This is a genomic window from Nostoc sp., assembly GCF_054880495.1.
In genome coordinates this window covers 1-2570 of sequence record NZ_JBTYKD010000196.1, presented here as the reverse complement: position 1 = coordinate 2570, position 2570 = coordinate 1, and the positions used below count along the sequence as shown (strand labels likewise).

Sequence of the window (2570 nt, the reverse complement as noted above, 5' to 3'; positions counted from 1 at the left end):
GACTCAAAGGGATAAATCCTGGTGAGTAAACGCGATCGCACCCGTAACCCAAAACCGAATTTATCAAACACGCTCATATAAGGCTTGAACGCTGACTCGGAGAGCATTTCACTGATTCTTGCTTCTAAGCGCTGCTCATAGAGTGAAATGTCACACATCCATTGGGCGTGTAGTTCCAGAATTGGGTCAATTTCAATTCCGTAGTCTTTGGCAATGGATATTTTATAGCGATTTTCGATTCTGGTTTTCCCGGCGGGAGAAATTTCGAGCCTCTTGGCTAACCATGCCCAGAGCGGTGGGAGAAATCCTGCCTTGCTAGATGTACTCCTGGTGTGAGCGACTTCTGGGAATTGCCAAGCTAGAAGCTGTCTAGCGTAATTTACGATCGGCGACTGCACACGGTTAAGGTGTTCGAGTTGCTGGCACAAATCCCGGAGTTCATCAATGGGTTCGGGGCGGTGCATGAGAAAGTATCTCAGGTTTAGATCGCCTGTCTCTAATCGATGATCTGGGTCGTGACCGTAAGCGGCCATTGCTAAAGCATCAGCAGGGTCGCTTTTATTGGGGAGGTTTTTACCACCCCGGTAACGTCTGAGTTCGACGTGACCCACCCAGAGAATTTTGATTTCTAGCTTATTAAGGATGGATGCCCAGAGTCTTGAATAGTGGTTTCCGGTTGGCTCCAATATTGCGTAATCTGGCTTGATTTCTGCTAGATAATCAGCAAAATCAAAGGCTGATTTCTGTTTTTTCCTAGCATCAGGATTGGAGTAGAAAGCCGGATATAAAGTAGATGCTTTATTTCTTGTTTTACTCCAGTATGCCTGTAATCCGCCGATTGGGTATTGTGTTAAAATATGAGTGGTTATACTTGATTTACTAACATCAATCCCCAAGATTGTTAATTCTATTTTCATGGTTCTGCAATGCATGAGTGATGGTTTGAGGGACTGGCATCCCTTGAATGTCCCGAACTAATAGCGCACGAATCACCCTAACGCCCCACACTTGAGGGGCGCGATTCAGGAGTAAACGCATTCGGGGGAATTAATTAGAGAAAGGCTACGCATGAATAGATGAACGCCACAATTGAGGGGCGCAATTCTTTTTAAACGCCGCACTTTCTTTAACTAACTTGCGGATGCTTTGGACACAACCCGCGACGACGGGCTATATACCCGTCGTTTCGGCCACTGTGTCAGGTAGCCCGCGCTAGTTGAAGCAAGCGCGATCGCACTTGCGATTCATCAGGCGGTTATAAGCTTTTAAGTTTCTCAATTATTTGCTGAATTTCTTTAGCAGACAATTGGCGTTGCTGCTCCTCAGCTTTTTTCCCTATATAGTGCTTCCATGCTTCTCTGGTTTCCCCCGTTGTTTTGGCAAGTATTTGTATAGCTATTCCCATCGCCAAAGTATTGAGAATGCATATATCTTTGGGCAAATAAATGAAATCATCAACGGATGAATTACTCATAGTCTCCAACATCCTCTAAGTAGTCTGTTAAATTATTCATAAATATCCTCATCTTCAAATTCGTCATCATATCCAACTAATGAATATGAGTTTTCTGGGTCAATAATGTTAAGAGCATCGGTAAACGCTCGACCCATTAGTACATCAAGAACTGAGTAGTTACCCTGCCCCATCGCAAACTCAATTTTTCTCCTAGTTAAAGATTGTTCCAGTTCTGGGGTTCTGAGGCGCGGGTCAACGTCCTCGATGGAGTCAATTGGCGGTGGCATTTCATCCCCTTCAATCCAGCGCTCGTGTTGACTGTTATAAAATTCTCGATATGCACGGGCGCTAGGTGGCTGTGGTGCAGTTTCAAAAAAGTCAGCAAGTTCCTTTTGCCTTTGAAAGCCTTCTGGTCCGCATAACATAGAATCAATCCACTCATGCTTCATTGCAAAGCCACCCTGAGACATTGCCTCTTGTGCAACTTCAAGTGAATTGGCGTTGCGAACACTGGCAATCAGTTGAGAAATGGCAGTTGCCTGAGAACTTTTGAGCCGATTTAAGTCAACAATCCACAGCACCACTTGTTCGCCATCATCTGCGGTCACGCGCTCCAAGGGAAACGGGTCGCGCATCGGTATCATCCCGTCTGGAAATAAATCTAAAATTGGCTCATAAGGATTACCGGGCTTGAGTTTCACCCAAGTGTCATGCTTGGTCATAATGTGCATCGCCTAAAAATTATCAGTTTCAGTGGGAACCAGCGCAGGGGAAAGCGGGAAAAGTTGATTCTTCACCAGTTCCCGAAGTTCCTGACTAACAACGCTTGGGTCATCGTACTGATCTAAGACTGCCGTCATTTCGATCGTTTCAGTCTGGTAGTTTCCTAAATTTTTGACTCGCTTGTAAGTAATAGTTTCGATTTTCATGTTTATGTGATATTTTTTACTTGTTTGAATCAATTTTTTTTAGCAGCGATCGCGCCCCTAAACAACGCGATGCCTGCGGCGGGCGGAGCCATCGCTTTTGAGCTATGGTAAGCTTGGGTGATCGAAAACTACCTGAAATTTCCCACCCCCCTGGCGGAGAATGCTAACGTAAGCATCGGCATCGC

General features: G+C 45.3%; 4 protein-coding genes. All 4 read right to left on the bottom strand.

Annotated features, from left to right (window positions below):
* Positions 1–917: IS110 family transposase (locus ACYTXL_RS18605; RefSeq protein ID WP_461926041.1), on the bottom strand; the 917-nt coding region annotated here is incomplete at its 3' end.
* A gap of 338 nt (positions 918–1255) precedes the next feature.
* Entirely contained in the window at positions 1256–1474 is a 219-nt protein-coding gene (locus tag ACYTXL_RS18600) for a hypothetical protein (protein WP_461922558.1), read from the bottom strand.
* A gap of 32 nt (positions 1475–1506) precedes the next feature.
* Positions 1507–2178, bottom strand: a complete 672-nt coding sequence (locus ACYTXL_RS18595; protein WP_461926040.1) for a hypothetical protein — start codon at positions 2176–2178, stop codon at positions 1507–1509.
* 12 nt (positions 2179–2190) lie between these two features.
* Complete coding sequence (locus ACYTXL_RS18590; protein ID WP_461926039.1) at positions 2191–2385, bottom strand: hypothetical protein; 195 nt, start codon at positions 2383–2385, stop codon at positions 2191–2193.
* Between the last annotated feature and the right edge of the window lie 185 nt (positions 2386–2570).